Origin of the sequence: Pseudoduganella buxea, assembly GCF_009720835.1 — a bacterium.
Lineage (GTDB): Bacteria > Pseudomonadota > Gammaproteobacteria > Burkholderiales > Burkholderiaceae_D > Rugamonas > Rugamonas buxea.
Genome location: NZ_WNKZ01000071.1, coordinates 19,996 through 35,573, shown reverse-complemented (window position 1 = coordinate 35,573; position 15,578 = coordinate 19,996). Strand labels below are relative to the sequence as shown.

General features: G+C 67.3%; 13 protein-coding genes. 1 reads left to right on the top strand and 12 read right to left on the bottom strand.

From position 1 onward, the window contains the following. Window positions 1-1,492: penicillin acylase family protein (locus tag GM672_RS20445; protein WP_170300164.1), on the bottom strand; the 1,492-nt coding region annotated here is incomplete at its 3' end. A gap of 173 nt (window positions 1,493-1,665) precedes the next feature. Here GM672_RS20445 and GM672_RS20440 point away from each other — a divergent pair. Then, window positions 1,666-2,166 (top strand): GAF domain-containing protein, encoded by a 501-nt coding sequence (locus GM672_RS20440; RefSeq protein ID WP_155472384.1) that lies wholly within the window; start codon window positions 1,666-1,668, stop codon window positions 2,164-2,166. A gap of 9 nt (window positions 2,167-2,175) precedes the next feature. Here the strand turns inward: GM672_RS20440 and GM672_RS20435 are convergent, their stop codons facing one another. From GM672_RS20435 to GM672_RS20385, 11 genes are all read right to left on the bottom strand, one after another. Then, window positions 2,176-3,075, bottom strand: coding sequence for a pyridoxamine 5'-phosphate oxidase family protein (locus GM672_RS20435; RefSeq protein ID WP_155472383.1), 900 nt, complete (start codon window positions 3,073-3,075; stop codon window positions 2,176-2,178). A gap of 6 nt (window positions 3,076-3,081) precedes the next feature. Beyond that, window positions 3,082-3,690, bottom strand: a complete 609-nt coding sequence (locus GM672_RS20430; RefSeq protein WP_155472382.1) for a glutathione S-transferase family protein — start codon at window positions 3,688-3,690, stop codon at window positions 3,082-3,084. 108 nt (window positions 3,691-3,798) lie between these two features. After that, window positions 3,799-4,947 carry an esterase-like activity of phytase family protein gene (locus GM672_RS20425; protein WP_155472381.1) on the bottom strand — a complete coding sequence of 383 codons (1,149 nt, stop codon included), beginning with the start codon at window positions 4,945-4,947 and terminating at the stop codon, window positions 3,799-3,801. A gap of 59 nt (window positions 4,948-5,006) precedes the next feature. Then, on the bottom strand, window positions 5,007-6,293 hold the full coding sequence (locus GM672_RS20420) for a DUF3422 family protein (protein ID WP_155472380.1): 1,287 nt from the start codon (window positions 6,291-6,293) through the stop codon (window positions 5,007-5,009). A 35-nt stretch (window positions 6,294-6,328) separates the two neighbouring features. Continuing rightward, a complete protein-coding gene (locus tag GM672_RS20415; protein WP_155472379.1) occupies window positions 6,329-7,270 on the bottom strand; it encodes a LysR family transcriptional regulator in 942 nt (313 codons plus the stop codon). Between the two features lie 108 nt (window positions 7,271-7,378). Continuing rightward, the gene (locus GM672_RS20410) at window positions 7,379-8,344 is read right to left on the bottom strand and encodes a glycoside hydrolase family 43 protein (protein ID WP_155472378.1); all 966 of its coding nucleotides are present in this window, start codon (window positions 8,342-8,344) and stop codon (window positions 7,379-7,381) included. Between the two features lie 8 nt (window positions 8,345-8,352). After that, complete coding sequence (gene yjfF, locus GM672_RS20405) at window positions 8,353-9,336, bottom strand: galactofuranose ABC transporter, permease protein YjfF (RefSeq protein ID WP_155472377.1); 984 nt, start codon at window positions 9,334-9,336, stop codon at window positions 8,353-8,355. Further along, complete coding sequence (locus GM672_RS20400) at window positions 9,333-10,424, bottom strand: ABC transporter permease (protein ID WP_371867087.1); 1,092 nt, start codon at window positions 10,422-10,424, stop codon at window positions 9,333-9,335. The genes yjfF and GM672_RS20400 overlap by 4 nt, the downstream gene beginning before the upstream one ends. Continuing rightward, on the bottom strand, window positions 10,421-11,965 hold the full coding sequence (locus tag GM672_RS20395) for a sugar ABC transporter ATP-binding protein (protein WP_155472376.1): 1,545 nt from the start codon (window positions 11,963-11,965) through the stop codon (window positions 10,421-10,423). Before GM672_RS20395 ends, GM672_RS20400 begins: the two co-directional genes overlap by 4 nt. Next, on the bottom strand, window positions 11,966-12,931 hold the full coding sequence (locus tag GM672_RS20390) for an ABC transporter substrate-binding protein (protein WP_155472375.1): 966 nt from the start codon (window positions 12,929-12,931) through the stop codon (window positions 11,966-11,968). Between the two features lie 118 nt (window positions 12,932-13,049). Beyond that, window positions 13,050-15,395 carry a glycoside hydrolase family 127 protein gene (locus GM672_RS20385; RefSeq protein WP_155472374.1) on the bottom strand — a complete coding sequence of 782 codons (2,346 nt, stop codon included), beginning with the start codon at window positions 15,393-15,395 and terminating at the stop codon, window positions 13,050-13,052. Window positions 15,396-15,578: the final 183 nt, after the last annotated feature.

The following is a 15,578-nucleotide window of genomic DNA, read 5'->3' as shown; positions in this document are numbered from 1 at the left end:
GGTACTCGGCCGGCGCCAGCGTGCCCTGCCACGACGGTGCGCCGCCGGCCAGCGGGAAGGTGGCATCGGGCGCGCCCGGTCCCTGCGCACGGCGCGGCAGCGGGCCGGCGATGGTCCAGCCGATATTGCCGGCGGCATCGCCGGCGACGAAGTTCTGCGCCGGAATGCCGGCCGTGTTGGCGATGGCCAGCGCCTCGTCCAGTGTGCTGGCGCCCTCCAGCCGGCGCAGGTTGACGTTCACCAGCGCGCTTTCGTGGGCGATCCAGTGCACGGCAAAAGTGCGCCCGCCCGCCTTCAGCAAGGGCCCCAGCGACGTGTCGCGTACCGTCAGCGTTTCGGCCAGCGCCCCTTTCACGAGAATGGTTTCGGCATGCTCCGTCACCGTTTCCCAGCGCCCGTTCAACTGCACCTGGCCCGGGCGGACCGGGTCGAAGGACGCAGTCACCAGGTCCTGGTAGTCGCCGTAGCTGTTGGTGAAGGCCCACGCCACGTGGCCGTTGGTGCCGACGATGATGAAGGGGGTGCCCGGCAAGGTCACGCCGACCAGCCGCCGCGTGCTGCCGCTGCGGTCCGGCACCTGCAGCAGCGCGCGATACCACGTATTGGGCAGCTTGATCCCCAGGTGCATGTCGTCGGCCACGATGGCGCCGCCGCCCTTGCTGCGGCTGCCGGCGATGGCCCAGTTGTTGCTACCAATGGCCGAGCGGAAGTCGTCCGCCGCCAGCAGCGCGGCGTCGCGCGGGCCGGGCTGGCCCCACCACGACGGCGCCCGCGCCGGCACCGGCACCTCGGGCACGGGCGCGTCGGCCGCATCGAGCGGCGCATCCCAGCGGCTGGCCGGGGGCATCAGGAAAGCCAGTTGGGCCGCGTCGGCATGTTCGCGCATCCAGCCGCGCGACAGCTCGCGCCCCGTGGAATTGCCCTGCAGGTCCAGGTACATCGCGTACAGCGCCAGCAACGAATCGTGCGCCGACCAGGGCCGCGGTTTCATGCGCAACAGGCCATATTCGAAGGGACGCGTGCCCAGCGCGTTCAGGCCTTCGTTGACGCCGGCCGTGTAGCGCTCCAGCAGTTCGCGGTCGGCGGCCGGCAACTGGTGGTAGGCGGCGGCGGCGCGCGCGCGGAAGCGGTGCAGGCGGTGCTGGCGGTCTGTCGGCAGGGCCTTGGCGCCGAACAGTTCGGCCAGTTCGCCGGCCGCCACGCGGCGCAGCAGGTCCATCTGGAAGAAGCGGTCCTGGGCGTGGACGAAACCGGTGGCATAGGCCACGTCGAGGCGATGACTGCCGGCGATGGACGGCACGCCGCCCGCGTCGCGCTTGACGGTCACACCGGCATGCAGCCCGGCCACGGCACGCCGGCCATCCAGTTCCGGCAGGCTGCCGCGCAGGAAGAACCAGACGGTCAGCCAGGCCATCAACAGCAGCGCCAGCAGGGCCCATCCGGTGCGCTTGGCCCAGTGCCGGGTCGAACGCGGCCGCCCTCCGTTTTGCATCCTCGTCTCCGCACAGTTCATCTGCGGCGCATCTTGCCAGAAATCCAATGGGAGCGGAGCAAAAAAGTGCAGGCGCGCGGGTCGTCCGCCCCCCTTCTTGGCGACACGCATTTCCTGGAGTAAAGTAGCGTCATCCTGGATAAATACCGCGGTGTCCGCCGCCCCACGCCATCATGATCACACCCTCGCGCCCAGACAACGAAGGCCAGCGGCTCGCCGCATTGCAGTCCCTGCTGATCCTGGATACGCCGCCGGAAGAACGCTTCAACCAGATCGTCGAATTCGCCGCCCGCGAGTTCAAGGTGCCCATTGCCCTCATCACGCTGCTGGACACGGACCGCCAGTGGTTCAAGGCCAATATCGGCCTGGGCACGACCTGCCAGACCAGCCGCGACATCTCGTTCTGCGGGCACACCATCCTGCGCAGCGAGATCATGGTAGTGCCCGACGCACACCTGGACGTCCGCTTCCACGACAACCCGCTGGTAACGGGCTACCCCCATATCCGCTTCTACGCGGGCGCGCCGCTGGTGCTCTCCACCGGCTATGCCCTGGGCAGCCTGTGCATCATCGACACGGTGCCGCGCGACCCGGCCACGATCGACCTGGCCATGCTGTCGACCCTGCGCCACCTCGTCATGCGCGAACTGGAACCGAAGGCCGACGCAGCTTGACACCGCCGTTCAGCCGCGCCGGCACCAGCGCAGCGCAATGGCCTTTTCGCGCCACACGATGCGGCGCGGCCGGAAGCGCCACAGCCGCTCCGCGCCAGCCAGGCCGGCGGCCGCGGCGCCATCGAGCACGACCTCGACCTCCCCTGTCATCTGCAGCAGGTGGCCGTGCTCGAAATCGACGAACAGCAGCCCCGCGCGGCCGTTCAGCAGCATATTGCCCAAGGTATTGAAGAAGCGGTTGCCGGCGTAATCGGGTACCGTCAGCACGCCATCGGCGCCCACCTGGACGAAGCCGGCCGGGCCGCCCCGGTGCGACACGTCGACCTTGCGGCCGGCCGCGCCGTCGGCATGGCTGGCCACGAAGAACGTGCCGGCGTGCGCGATCAGCGCCAGCGCCCGGTCGTCCAGCGCGGCCAGCTCCGTGACGGCGCCGGGCGCTTCCTCCACCCATTCAAAATCGCGCAAGTGGATGTATTGCGGGCAGTTGCCGAAGGATTCGCCCACTGTCAGCGAGTACGCGCCCGGCGCCATGCGCCGCAAATTGCCGTTGACGCGGTTGCGCCGGCGCGTATGCAGTTCGATGCCCAGCAGGCCCACCGCGGCGCCGTCGTCCAGGCCCGCCTCGGCCGGATCGCTTGGCACAGCAGGCAGCGCCAGGCGCAAGGTACCCGACTCCGGCGACGTCATGAAGCCCGGCGCGCCGGTGCGCAAGGTGGCCCAGGGCGCGCCGGAATCGTCGACGGTGCCCAGCACAACGAAAGGCAGCTGGGCGAAAAAGTCGCGGTGCTGGTCCGGCATGTAAGGTCGCACCACCTTGCGGCCGATTTCCTCCATCCGCTCCTGCGCGCCGATGCTGCGCTGGATGGCCCGTTCGCCGTCGTGCCACGGCGAGTCCTGGCGCGTATCCATGATGGCCTACGCCGCCAGGCCGACGGGCGTCTGCACGAACGGCACGAAGCCGGGCAAGGCCTCGATGCGCGCCAGCCAGGCCCGCACTGCCGGATACGGCGCAAGGTCGATGTAGCCTTCGGGTGCGCGGGCGGCGTAGCTGTACAGGGAAATGTCGGCGATGCTGGGCTCCGGCGTGGCAAGCCACTCGCGTCCCGTCAATGCGGCGTCCATCAGCGCCAGGGTGCGCTGGCCCCGCGCCACCAGCGGCGCCATGTCGTCCGGCCGACCGAACAGCTGCACGATGCGGGCGGCGGCCATGCCGAAGGCCACGTCGCCCGCCGCCACCGACAGCCAGCGCTGCACGGCCGCTTCCAGCAGCGGGTCCGTGGGCAGCCACTGCGGCCCGTGGCGGCGCGCAACGTAGACCAGGATGGCGTTCGAATCGGCGATGACGTGGCCGTCGTCCTCCAGCACGGGCACCTGGCCGAAGGGATTGATGGCCAGGAATGCCGGCGACTTGTGTTCGCCCCGTGCCAGGTCGACCTGCACCAGTTCGAAGTCGAGGTCCAGCAGGGACAGGAAGGCATGCACGCGGTGGGCATGGCCGGAAATGGGATGGTAGTGGAGCTTCATGGTCTTCCTCGCGGTGGGATGGATGGGTTCATTGTGAACGCATCACCCCACGACCGGAATCCCCATCGGCGGCAATTGATTATTCCGCGCGGCGCAATGATGTACCCGCTAGAGCACCTCGAACAGCAGCAATTGCGTCACTTCCGCGGGGTTGAAATTGTCGTCCGAGATAAATGCCAGCGTGGCGTGCCCGTTCGGCAGGCGCGGCCCCCAGCCGATGCCTTCGAGGTTGTCCAGCACGGGCAAGTGCAAGGTGTTCAGGTCCAGCACCAGGCGCTTGCGGGCCGGCGCGATGGCGGCACCCAGCAAGGCAGGTATCCGCGCCACGTCGGTGGCGCCCCGCACATCCATCTCGTACAGGCGGATATGGTTGCGGTACTTGCCGTCGTCGCCCTGCACGGCCGCGCGCTCCAGCACCAGCAAGGTGTGCTCGCCCGAGGCGAGGATTTCGGAGATGCCGTTTTCGGCCAGCTTTCCGGCACCCGGCGCCGAGGGGATCGGGTCGACCGGATAGGCATACTGGGCCAGTAGCCGGCCGTCGCGATCGAGCCGGCTGATGCGGCTGAGCGCACCGGTGGCCGGTGTCGGCACGGGGCCGTCCTGGACCAAGGGCGCTTCGAGGGCCAGCCACAGGCTGTCGCCATCGGCCGCGAAGCACAGCCCTTCCAGGTTCAGGTTATTGCGCGCGCCCGTCTTGTCGTCCCGCGACAGGCGCAGCATCGGCGGCAGCGGCAGGCTGCCCAGGAAGCTGCCGTCGGCGGCGGCATGGCGCACGGCCGGCTCCATGCCGATGCGCAGGTCGCCTTCGCTGGTGTACCAGATGGACCCGTCGCGGGGATCGACGCGCACCGATTCGGGATCGAGCACGGTGCCGCCGCTCTTCGCAAAGGCTTTCAGGTCCGGATGCGGCGTGCCGTCCTGCTGCAGCAACACGCCCATTTGTGTCAGCGTCAGGGCCGTGAAGGCCCCGCCCTCAAGCGTGCCGCGGGCCCGGTAGAAGCGCGCCGGCTCCAGGTTCGAGCGGTCGTCGCTGAGCAGCACCCAGGTGGCGTCGCCGGCGTCGTAATCGATGCCGGACAGACCGCCCACCGGCGTGCCGGCGAAGGGCTGCTTCAGGCCGATGCGCTGCTCGCCGATGAACCGCAGCGACGTGACCTTGGGCGAGATACCTTGCAGCACCGGCTCGCTCGCCGTGGCGCAGGCGCCCAGTAGTCCCGCCATGACCAGGGTAGAGACCAGCGTGCTCAAACTCTTCATGGTGTTCCGTTAAAATTGCGCTAACGCGACATTATGCCCGATCGAACACGGCAGTCCGTTCAACGATGGGCGCCGTGCAGGCGCCGGTGCATGCTGCGCAAGGTCAGCCACACGCCCGCCGCCACCACCGGCACGGCCAGGCCGATCAGCGCATCCGGGCTGGCGACCAAGCCCAGCACCTTGGCGCCCTTGACGGAGTAGCCGATCAGGCCCACCACGTAATACGAGATGGCCGCCACCGACAGGCCCTCGACAGCCTGCTGCAGGCGCAGCTGCTGGGCCGCCCTGGCATTCATCGACTGCAGGATCTGCCGGTTCTGCGCTTCCTGCACGATGCCCACGCGGGTGCGCAGCAGGTCGTTGCTGTTGGCGATGCGGCGCGCCAGCGCATCCTGGCGCGCCGCCACGGCTTCGCAGGTGCTCATGGCCGGCGCCAGGCGGCGCTCCATGAATTCCTCCACCGTCGGCACGCCTTCGATGCGGCTTTCGCGCAGCTCGTCGATGCGGGCGTTCACCAGGCGGAAGTAGGCTTTCGAGGCGGCGAAGCGGTAGCTGTTCTCCAGCGACAGCTTCTCGATACGGGCCGCCAGGTGCGTGATCTGCTGCAGCAGGGCCTGTTCGGTGGTGCCGTCCGACTGCAGCAGCGCCTCCGTCAGTCCGGCCAGCTCGCGCTCGACGGCGTTCAGTTCCGGCACGGCGCGCTGGGCCGCGGGAAGGCCCAGCAGGGCCATCATGCGGTAGGTTTCGATTTCCAGCACGCGCTGCACCAGGCGGCCGGCCTGCTGCGCGCGCATGTCGACATCGCGGATGACGAAGCGGGAGAAGCCGCCGGACTGGATCAGGAAGTCCGACCACAATTCTCCCCCCTGCATGACGCGGCTGCCGGCCAGCGACACGCCCTCGAACAGGTCCGGCGCGGCGCCGGCTTCGCCACCGCGCAGCAGCAGCACGTGGGCAGCGACCATCACGCGCCCTTTCAGCGACAGCAGCCATTGCTGCGGCAGCAGCGCATCGGGCATGTCGCCGAATCCCACTTCGCTGCCGCTGGCGGCGAAGGTGTAGGTGGCGAACTCCGTGTGCAGTTCCCACTTCAGGCGCAGGCGGCCGAAGTCGTGATAGAAGTAGCTGGCGTCGCGGCTGGGCGCAGCCACGCCGAAGTGGGCGCACAGGCTGGCCAGCAGCTCGTGCTGGGCCTGGGCATTGCCGTCGCGCGCGGACGATCCGGCGTACACGGCCAGGTGCGACACGCGCTCCGGCGCGTGCAGCTTCAGAAAGGGCCGCGAATGCAGTTCGGCCGCCAGCGGCACGCGCTGCGGATGATTCAGGCTGGAGAACACGAGCGACATCGGACCACCTTTCCCTCTTGAAGACTATACGGCGTTCAGTACACTTCCTTGGCGGCGTTGCGCACCGCCGTCAGCAGCAGGTTGGCGCCTGGCGACAGCAGGTGATCGTGCTGGCGGATGATGCCGAAGGCATCCATCTTGAACGGCAGCTCGATCGGCAGGATCGCCAGCACGTTCAGGGATTGATAATACCGTGCCACGTCGATGGGCATCACGTGCAGCATGTCGGTCTGCGCCAGCAGCGCCGTGATCAGCAGCAGCGCCGTGCTGTCGACGACGTTGGCGGGCGGCTCCAGTCCGGCGCGGCGGAACATCATGTCGCAGCGGTGCCGCAGGATGCTGCCCTGAGGCGGCAGTACCCAGCCCAGGCCTGCCAGGTCGCGCAGCTGCAGCGCGTCGTTCGACAGCAGCGGATGGCCGGGGCGCGCCACGGCGCACGCCGGCTCCTCGGTCAGTTCCTCATAGATCAGGTGCGAGCTGTTGTCCCGCTCCAGGATGCGCCCGATCATGAAGTCCAGCGTGCCCCGCTCCAGCATGTCGAGCAGCGTATTGGACGATTCCAGGTGCACGCCGATGCGCAGCAGCGGTGCCTGCTGCTTGATGCGGGCGATCGCCTGCGGCAGCAGCGACATGGCCGGCGTCATGATGACACCCACTTCGACCTGGCCGACCAGGCCGGATTTGAGTGCCATCACGTCGTCATGCGCCAGCGACAGGCTGGTGAGGGCCATGCGGGCGTGGCGGATCATGGTTTCGCCGTACAGGGTCGGCTCCATGCCACGCGGCAGCCGGTCGAACAGCTTCACGTCCAGCATCTCCTCCAGGTCCTTGATCTGCTTGGAGGCAGCCGGTTGCGTCATGTGCAGCACTTCGGCGGCACGGTGGATATTGCGTTGTTCGTCCAGCGCGATCAGCAGCAGCAGCTGGCGTGTCTTCAGGCGGGCGCGCAGAAACCAGTTCGGGTTGAGTGTATCCATCGGCAGATCATAACATTGGCCGCCGGGCGGCCATGACGGGCGGCGAAAAACCAGCCGGGGATTTTTCGCGCCCTGGGAGGCGGCCGCCATGGCGGCCGTGGGAAGGAACTAGCGGCAGCCGGGGCTCGGGTTGGCGGCCGGACCTTCGGCCGTCTGCGGCACGAAAGCGATGGTGCCGTCGGCGTTGTAGCGCAGCTCCTCGACGGCGGCCGAACGGCGCCACTCGCCGCCACCTGGCAGCTTGTCGTTATGGTAGAAGATGTACGACTTGCCGTTGAAGTCGACGATGGCATGGTGGATGGTCTTCACGACGGCATTCTTCTTCATGATGACGCCCCGGTAGGTCCACGGCCCCGTGGCGCTGGGCCCGGTCGCATACGCCGTCTCTTCCGGGAACTCGCGCGAGTAGCTCAGGTAATAGGTGCCCTTGTGCTTGTGCAGGTAGGCCGCTTCCGTGAAGTTGTCGATGCCCTGGGTGTGGATCGGGCCATCGAGTTCGATCATGTTCGGTTTCAGCTTGGCCCACTTCAGCACCCGGTTGCCCCAGTACAGGTAGGCCTGGCCGTCGTCGTCGATGAACACGGCCGGGTCGATGTCGTCCCAGGGAATATCGGACTCCTTCGTCATGTCGTTGGTGACGATGGCGCTGCCGCGGGCGTCCTTGAACGGGCCAGTCGGGCTGTCCGCCACGGCCACGCCGATGGCCTTGCCGGGAATGGTGGCATGGTCGACCGTCGAATAGAAGTAGTACTTGCCGTCACGCTTGGTGATATCCGAGGCCCACGCATCGGCGCGCGCCCAGCCGAAGGTCTTGACGGACAGCGGCGCGCCGTGGTCCTTCCAGTTCTTCATGTCGCAGGTGGAGTAGACGCGCCACTCCTTCATCAGGTAGTCCTTCGCGTCCGCCGCCGCGTCGTCCTTGCCGACGTACAGATAGACGCGGCCGTTGTCGACCAGCGCGGCTGGATCGGCCGTGTACAGCTTTGGGAACAGGGGATTGGCGGCGGTCGCACTGGCGTGCAGGGCCAGCGATGCGGCAGCCAGGGCGGCCGCAACGAGGGTCTTCTTCAACATGGAGTCTCCTAGGTTTTAACGCGCGCCGACAGCAGGCGCTGTACGACGCAGAACAGGAACAGCAGCGCACCGATGACGATCTTGGTCCACCAGGACGACAAGGTGCCGTCGAAGGCGATCAGGGTCTGGATGGTGCCCAGCACCAGCACGCCCGACAGCGCGCCGGCCACATAGCCGTAGCCGCCGGACAGCAGGGTGCCGCCGATGACGACGGCCGCGATGGCATCGAGCTCGGTGCCCTGCGCGTGCTGGCCATAGCCGGACAGCATGTAGAACGCAAACAGCACGCCGCCCAGCGTCGCGCAGAAGCCGCTGAAGGCATACACGAGGATGCGGGTGCGGCCCACGGCCAGGCCCATCATCAGGGCCGACTGCTCGTTGCCGCCGATGGCGTAGACGGCGCGGCCGAAGGCGGTGCGGCGCGACACCCAGATCGTCACGGCCAGCAGCAGCAAGGCGATCAGCGCGCCCACGGACAGGAAGCCACCCAGAACGGGCACCTGCATCTGCGAGATGGCGACAAAGGCCGGGTCGTCGATGGTGATCGATTCGATGCTGATCAGGTAGCACAGGCCACGGGCCAGGAACATGCCGGCCAGCGTGACGATAAAGGGCTGGAGCTGGAAGAAGTGGATCATCGCACCTTGCGCGGCGCCGAACACGGCGCCGATGACCAGCACAGCGGCGATGACGGCCGCCGGCGGCCAGTGCGCGCTGCCCAGCAGCCAGGCAGCCACCATCGTGGTGAGCGCCAGCACGGAGCCGACCGACAGGTCGATGCCGCCGGACAGGATGACGATGCCCATGCCGACGGCGATCACCAGCAGGAAGGCATTGTCGATCAACAGGTTCAGCATGACCTGCCAGGACAGGAAGCCCGGATAGGCTGCGCCGCCCGCCACCAGCAGCACGGCCAGCAGCACCACGGTGACGACGGAAGTGAAGTATGGAGCGCCCGGCAGGGCGCGCGCGGAGTTCAGCACGGCGTTCATGCGCGGCCCTTCCACAGTTTCTTGAAGCTGCTCGACTGCGACAGGCAGACGGCGAAGACGACGATGGACTTGACCACCATGTTCACTTCCGGCGGCACGCCCAGCGAATAGATGGTGTACGTCAGCGTCTGGATGATCAGCGCGCCGATCATGCTGCCGGCCAGGCTGAACTTGCCGCCGGCCAGCGACGTGCCGCCCAGGGTCACTGCCAGGATGGCGTCGAGTTCGAGCAGCAGGCCGGCGTTGTTGGCGTCCGCGCTCTTGATGTTCGACGCGATCATCAGGCCCGCCAGGCCGGCGCAGGCCGAGCAGAACACGTAGACGAAGAAGATCAACGTAGCGGTGCGCACACCGGCGAGGCGCGCCGCGACGGGATTGATGCCGACGGCCTGGATGAACAGGCCCAGGGCCGTTTTCTTCAGCAGCAGCCCCACCACCAGCAGCACGGCCGCGACGATCCACAAGGCGAACGGAAGGCCCAGCAGGTAGCCGCTGCCGAGGAAGAAGAAGGGCTGGTAATAGACGGTGACGATCTGGCCGTCCGTCAGCAGCTGCGCCAGGCCGCGGCCTGCCACCATCAGGATCAGGGTGGCGACGATGGGCTGCAGCTTCAGGCCCGCCACCAGCACGCCGTTCCACGCGCCGCACAGCACGGCCGCCCCCAGCGCGGCGGCCAGGGCCAGCGCCATCGGCGTGTTGGCCACGTACTCGGGCACGCCGTTGTTGACCACCATCGTCCCGCCAATCAGCATGGCGGCCATCGTGCCGGACAGGGCCACGACGGCGCCCACGGAGATGTCGATGCCGCGCGTGGCGATCACCAGGGTCATGCCCAGCGCCGCCAGCATCAGCGGCGCGGCGCGGTTGACGATGTCGACCAGCGGGCCATACAGGTGGCCGTCCCGCAATTCCAGCGTGAAGAAGCCGGGAATGAAGATCAGGTCCAGCAGCAGCAGGGTGGCCAGCGCCAGCAGCGGCTTGGCCAGCGGGTGGCCCAGCAGGCTGCCGAAGCCGGCACGGGGCGCGGCATTGGCCGGCTCGCTGCTGGCACGGGGCGGGTCGGCCGGTTTCATTTGCGCGGCGCTCATGCCGGGGCTCCTTGTTCGCCGCCGCCGGCGATTACCTGCAGCACCGACTGTTCATCGAGCTCGCCGCGGCGGTATTCGCCACAGGCCTTGCGGTCGCGCATGACGACCATCCGGTCGCTGCAGCGCAGTACTTCCGGCAGCTCGTACGAGATAAAGAGGATCGACAGGCCCTTGCGGCACAGCGTGGTGACATAATCCATGATTTCCTGCTTGGCGCGCACGTCGATGCCGCGCGTCGGTTCGTCCAGGATCAACAGCTTCGGGTCGGTCGCCAGCCAGCGTGCCAGCAGCACCTTCTGCTGGTTACCGCCCGAGAGGGTGCCGATCGGGGTTTCGATACTGGCCGTCTTGATGCCCAGCCATTTCACATAGTCCGTGGCCAGCTGCTGCTGGCGCTTGAGCGGAATGGCGCGCAGCATGCCTGTCTTGGCCTGCAGCGCCAGGATCAGGTTCTCGCGCACGGACAGGGTCAGGATCGCGCCTTCGTGCTTGCGGTCTTCCGAACAGAAGCCGACGCCGGCGGCAATGGCGTCGCGCGGCGTGGCGAAGACACCGTCCCGGCCGCCGATGGCGATGCTGCCGCCGTCGGCCTTGTCGGCACCGAACAGCAGGCGCGCCAGCTCGGTGCGCCCGGAGCCCAGCAGGCCGGCAAGCCCCAGCAGCTCACCCTTGTGGATGGTGATGTCGACCGGTGCCAGCACGCCCTTGCGCGACAGCGCGCGTGTGGCCAGCAGGGTTTCGCCCTGTGCCACTTGCGCCGCCTGCAGCGCTGCCTCCGCCGGTTCGGGCGCGGCCGGCGCGCCCACCATCTTGTTCACCAGGGCCAGGCGCGACAGCGCGCTGCACGGGTACTCCCCTTCCCGCTCGCCGTTGCGCATGACGGTGATGCGATCCGAAATGGCGTAGGTCTGGTCCAGGAAGTGGGTAACGAACAGGATTGCCATGCCCTGCTCGCGCAGGCGGCGCAGCACGCGGAACAGCAGCTGCACTTCCGCTTCGTCCAGGCTGGACGTGGGTTCGTCCAGGATCAGTACCTTGGCCGAGATGTTCAGCGCGCGCGAGATCGCCACCATCTGCTGGATCGCCAGCGGGTAGTGCGACAGGGGCTGCGTGACTTCGATGTCGATTTCCAGCTGGCGCAGCAGCACTTCGGCGTCGCGCCGCATGGTGGCCCAGTCGATGCCGAACAGCTTTCTCGGATAGCGGCCGATGAAGATATTCTCCGCCACCGACAGGTTCGGGCACAGGTTAACTTCCTGGTAGACGGTGCTGATGCCCAGCTGCTGCGCCTCCAGCGTGGAGGTGGGGCTGACGGGGCGGCCGTCCAGCACGATGGTGCCGGCGTCCGGCGTGTAGACGCCCGTCAGCACCTTGATCAGGGTGGACTTGCCGGCGCCGTTCTGGCCCATCAGGGTGTGCACCTCGCCCGGATACAGGCGCAGGCCCGCGTCGGACAAGGCCTTCACGCCGGGGAAGGCCTTGTGGATACCGGACAGCTCCAGCACCGGCCGGACCGCGCCGGCCATCGTCGCGCCGCTCATTTAGTATTTACGGTTCGGGAATTCTTTGGCCGCCACTTCGGCCGGGAACACGCGTTCCTCCGTGACGATGCGCTTGGCGACGGGTTTGCCGGCCACGACGTCCTGGGCTGCCTGCATCAGCTGGGGCCCCAGCAGCGGGCTGCATTCGACGGTGACGTTGAGCTTACCGAGCATCATGGCCTCGAACGCCCCCTTCACGCCGTCGATGGAGACGATGACGATGTCCTTGCCCGGTTTCAGGCCCGCTTCCTCGATGGCCTGGATGGCGCCGATGGCCATGTCATCGTTGTGCGCGTACAGCACGTTGATGTTCTTGCCGTGCGCCTTCAGGAACGCTTCCATCACTTCCTTGCCCTTGGCGCGGGTGAACTCGCCCGTCTGCGTGCGCAGCAGCTTCAGTTGCGCGTTGCCCTTGGTGACTTCCTCGAAACCCGTCTTGCGGTCGATGGCCGGGGCCGAGCCCACGGTGCCCTGCAGTTCGACGATGTTCAGCACCTTGCCCGGCGTCTTCTTGGCGTAATCCACCAGCCAGCGGCCGGCGCGGCGCCCTTCCTCGACGAAGTCCGACCCGATCAGGGTGACGTACAGCGACTTGTCCGTGACGTTGACGTCGCGGTCCGTCAGGATCACGGGGATCTTGGCAGCTTTCGCTTCGCGCAGCACCGTGTCCCAGCCCGATTCCACCACGGGGGAAAAGGCGATGACGTCGACTTTCTGGGCGATGAAGGAGCGGATCGCCTTGACCTGGTTTTCCTGGCGCTGCTGGGCGTCGGCGAACTTCAGGGTGACGCCGGCTTTTTTCGCCGCGTCCTTGATCGAGACGGTATTGGCGGTGCGCCATTCGCTTTCGGCGCCCACCTGGGAAAAGCCGATCACCAGCGGTTTCGCGGCCAGCGCGTTGAAGGTGACGGAGGTGCCGGCCAGTGCGATGGCGGCGGCGATCAAATTCCTGCGTGTGAGGTGCATACGGGTCTCCTGGATTGTCTTTTTATGAAGCTATAGTAGGAGAAAGTCTCATGCCGATCCAATACATTTTTTGTCCTGCGCGATATCTTTTTTGTTATCAGTCAGGCGCGCAAGCGCATTAGCGCAGCAGGCGCAGGCCGTACAGGCCGCCCGCCAGCGAGCCGGGATGGGCGACGAACTTCACCGTCAAGGCGCCATCGCGCGCCATCCCGGCCGGAAGTTCGATATCGACGTCATAGAAGGCCTGGGCGTCGGCCGCCAGCTCGATGGTGCGCAGCCACCGGTCGTTGACGAGGACATCGAACTTGCGGCCCGCGTCGGCGGCGGCAAAGGTCAGGCGCAGCACCCTGCCCTCGCCCGCCTTGTCGGTCAGGCGGTAGCTGAACCAGCCGCTCGCATGGCGCCAGTGGCGCCCGCCGTTGACGCCGGCGTCGGCCCCCTCGCCCGCGAAGGCATGGTCGGACTCCGGCTGCTGCTCGCCCGGCGCCACCTGGTCCACCGTGCGGCGTGCCAGCGCGATGCGTTCGGCCTCCGCCTCGGCCGTTTGCGCCCGCATCCGCGACAGTCCGGCCGGCGTCGTTTGCTGCCAGTAGATCATGTAGCGCGAGTCGTGCAGGCGGAAGAACGGAATGAAGCGCAGGCCGGCCACATTGGTGCCCTGCACCAGCCCGGGCGCCTCGAAGGTCAGCGGCTGGCCCGGCACGGGGCGGAAGCGCTTGATGAAATCCTTCGTGTCGCTGACGAACAGGGGCGCCGCTTCCAGCGGGCAGGTCCGGCCGTGGGCGATATGGTCCATGCGCGCATCGCCGGCCAGGAAGTTCAGCTTCTCGTCCTTGAACGGCGCCGTTTTCGCGGCCAGCACGATGGGGCCGTGCAGCACGGCATACCAGTTCGAGCCGTCCGGCATCTGCTCCAGCCGCGTCGTCATCGGCAGCGTCACGTCTACCGTGTCACCCGTCCGCCAGGTCCGCTCGATGCGCACGTAGCCGTCCTGCCCTGCGCTGGCCAGCACGCGCTTGCCGTTGACCTTCACCGTCAGCGCGCCCGCCTCGACCCAGCCGGGATGGCGCAGCTTCAGCGCGAACTTGCCTGTGCCGTCGACCTGGATGCGGGTGCTGGACTGGTCCGGGAAAGCCGTGGCCTGGGTGATGCGAAGGTTCCTCGCCTTCCAGTCCAGGGTGGAAGGGATGAAGAGGTTGACATACAGGTCGGCGCCGTCATGGGCGTAAATGAATTCGCCGTACTTGGCGTGGCTCTCGATGCCGGAGCCAACGCAGCACCACATGCCTTCGTTCACCTGCGAGTAGACGCGGTAGTGATTCGGCCGCATCGGCGTGAAGTAGACGAAACCGCCCGTGCCGGGCCGCTGCGAGCCGAGGACATGGTTGTACAGTGCACGCTCGTAGTAGTCGCCGTAGGCCACGCCCGGTTTGCGCTGGAACAGCATGCTGGTGAGCTTGAGCATATTGTAGGTATTGCAGGTCTCCGGCCCCTCGACCTCGTCGATCATCGGCGCGAAATCGGCGCTGTCGTGGAAGTGCTCCTTGACGCTGTTGCCGCCGATGGCGACGCTGCGCCGGTCGACGACGGTCTGCCAGAAGGTGCGGGCAGCGTCCGTCCATTTCGCCTCCCCCGTCATCCGGCCGATGCGCTCGAAGCCGAGCACCTTCGGGATCTGCGTGTTTGCGTGCAGGCCCGTCAACTGGTCCCTGCCCTGCGCCAGCGGCCGCAGGATGGCCTGGTGCGAGAAGCGCCGCGCCAGGTGCAGGTATTTCATATCGCCCGTCATCGACGCGACGTCGGCCAGCACCTCGTTCATGCCGCCATGTTCGCTTTTCAGCATGGCCTGCATCTGCTCGTCGGACAGCTTCGACGTCAGTGCCAGCGCCCAGTCGGACAGGGCGATCAGCATGACGCGGGCGTCGTCGTTGCCCGTGTAGTGCCAGGCGTCGCGCAGGCCGGCGTAGACCTTGTGCAGGTTATACCAGGGCACCCACTTGCCGTTGACGCTGAAGTTGTCCGCGTGGAGCTTGCCCGCCATGATGTCGGCCCACGCCGCCCGTCCGCCGGGAATTCCGCCCAGGTAGCCGTCGCCGCCCGCCTGCTGGCATTTTTTCAGCTCGGCGACGAAGTAGCTCAGGCGCTCCAGCACCTGCGGGTCGCCCGTCGACGCGTGCATCAGCGCCAGCGCGGACAGGTAATGCCCGCCCATATGGCCATCCAGCCCGGACGACTCCCAGTTGCCGTAGCTGTCCTTCACGATCGGCAGCCCCGCCTCGCGGCGAAACGGCGCCAGCAGCCGATCCGCATCGAGCGCCATCAGGTAGCGCAAGTCCGTCTGCTGCGCGTCGAGGAAAGGGCTCGCGGTCAGGCGCACGTCGCGCAGGGGGAACAGCTCCGCGGCGGAAGCGGACAGCGCGAACGCCAGCGCAGCACCACCCAGCAGGCGAAATACGAGTTTCATGGCTCAAGAACCTGTAAATGCCGAGCCCGTGTCCACCCTGGGGTCAGACCCCGACATGGACACGAGCTCGGCGGTGGGCAATCGCCCACGCCCAGAAGCAGATTGCCGCTAAGCGATTTTTGGTGGGCTGTGCTTGTCTCTGATAGCTGAGTCCGTGTCTATGTCGGGGTCTGACCCCACGGT

What these genes read in the sequence shown, in the direction of transcription:
- GM672_RS20385 (WP_155472374.1), bottom strand. Translation starts at nt 15,395, where the DNA reads ATGAAACTCGTATTTCGCCTGCTGGGTGGTGCTGCGCTGGCGTTCGCG.
- GM672_RS20440 (WP_155472384.1), top strand. Translation starts at nt 1,666, where the DNA reads ATGATCACACCCTCGCGCCCAGACAACGAAGGCCAGCGGCTCGCCGCA.
- GM672_RS20430 (WP_155472382.1), bottom strand. Translation starts at nt 3,690, where the DNA reads ATGAAGCTCCACTACCATCCCATTTCCGGCCATGCCCACCGCGTGCAT.
- GM672_RS20420 (WP_155472380.1), bottom strand. Translation starts at nt 6,293, where the DNA reads ATGTCGCTCGTGTTCTCCAGCCTGAATCATCCGCAGCGCGTGCCGCTG.
- GM672_RS20395 (WP_155472376.1), bottom strand. Translation starts at nt 11,965, where the DNA reads ATGAGCGGCGCGACGATGGCCGGCGCGGTCCGGCCGGTGCTGGAGCTG.
- GM672_RS20410 (WP_155472378.1), bottom strand. Translation starts at nt 8,344, where the DNA reads ATGTTGAAGAAGACCCTCGTTGCGGCCGCCCTGGCTGCCGCATCGCTG.
- GM672_RS20390 (WP_155472375.1), bottom strand. Translation starts at nt 12,931, where the DNA reads ATGCACCTCACACGCAGGAATTTGATCGCCGCCGCCATCGCACTGGCC.
- yjfF (WP_155472377.1), bottom strand. Translation starts at nt 9,336, where the DNA reads ATGAACGCCGTGCTGAACTCCGCGCGCGCCCTGCCGGGCGCTCCATAC.
- GM672_RS20435 (WP_155472383.1), bottom strand. Translation starts at nt 3,075, where the DNA reads ATGGATACGCGCCAGGACTCGCCGTGGCACGACGGCGAACGGGCCATC.
- GM672_RS20415 (WP_155472379.1), bottom strand. Translation starts at nt 7,270, where the DNA reads ATGGATACACTCAACCCGAACTGGTTTCTGCGCGCCCGCCTGAAGACA.
- GM672_RS20400 (WP_371867087.1), bottom strand. Translation starts at nt 10,424, where the DNA reads ATGAGCGCCGCGCAAATGAAACCGGCCGACCCGCCCCGTGCCAGCAGC.
- GM672_RS20425 (WP_155472381.1), bottom strand. Translation starts at nt 4,947, where the DNA reads ATGAAGAGTTTGAGCACGCTGGTCTCTACCCTGGTCATGGCGGGACTA.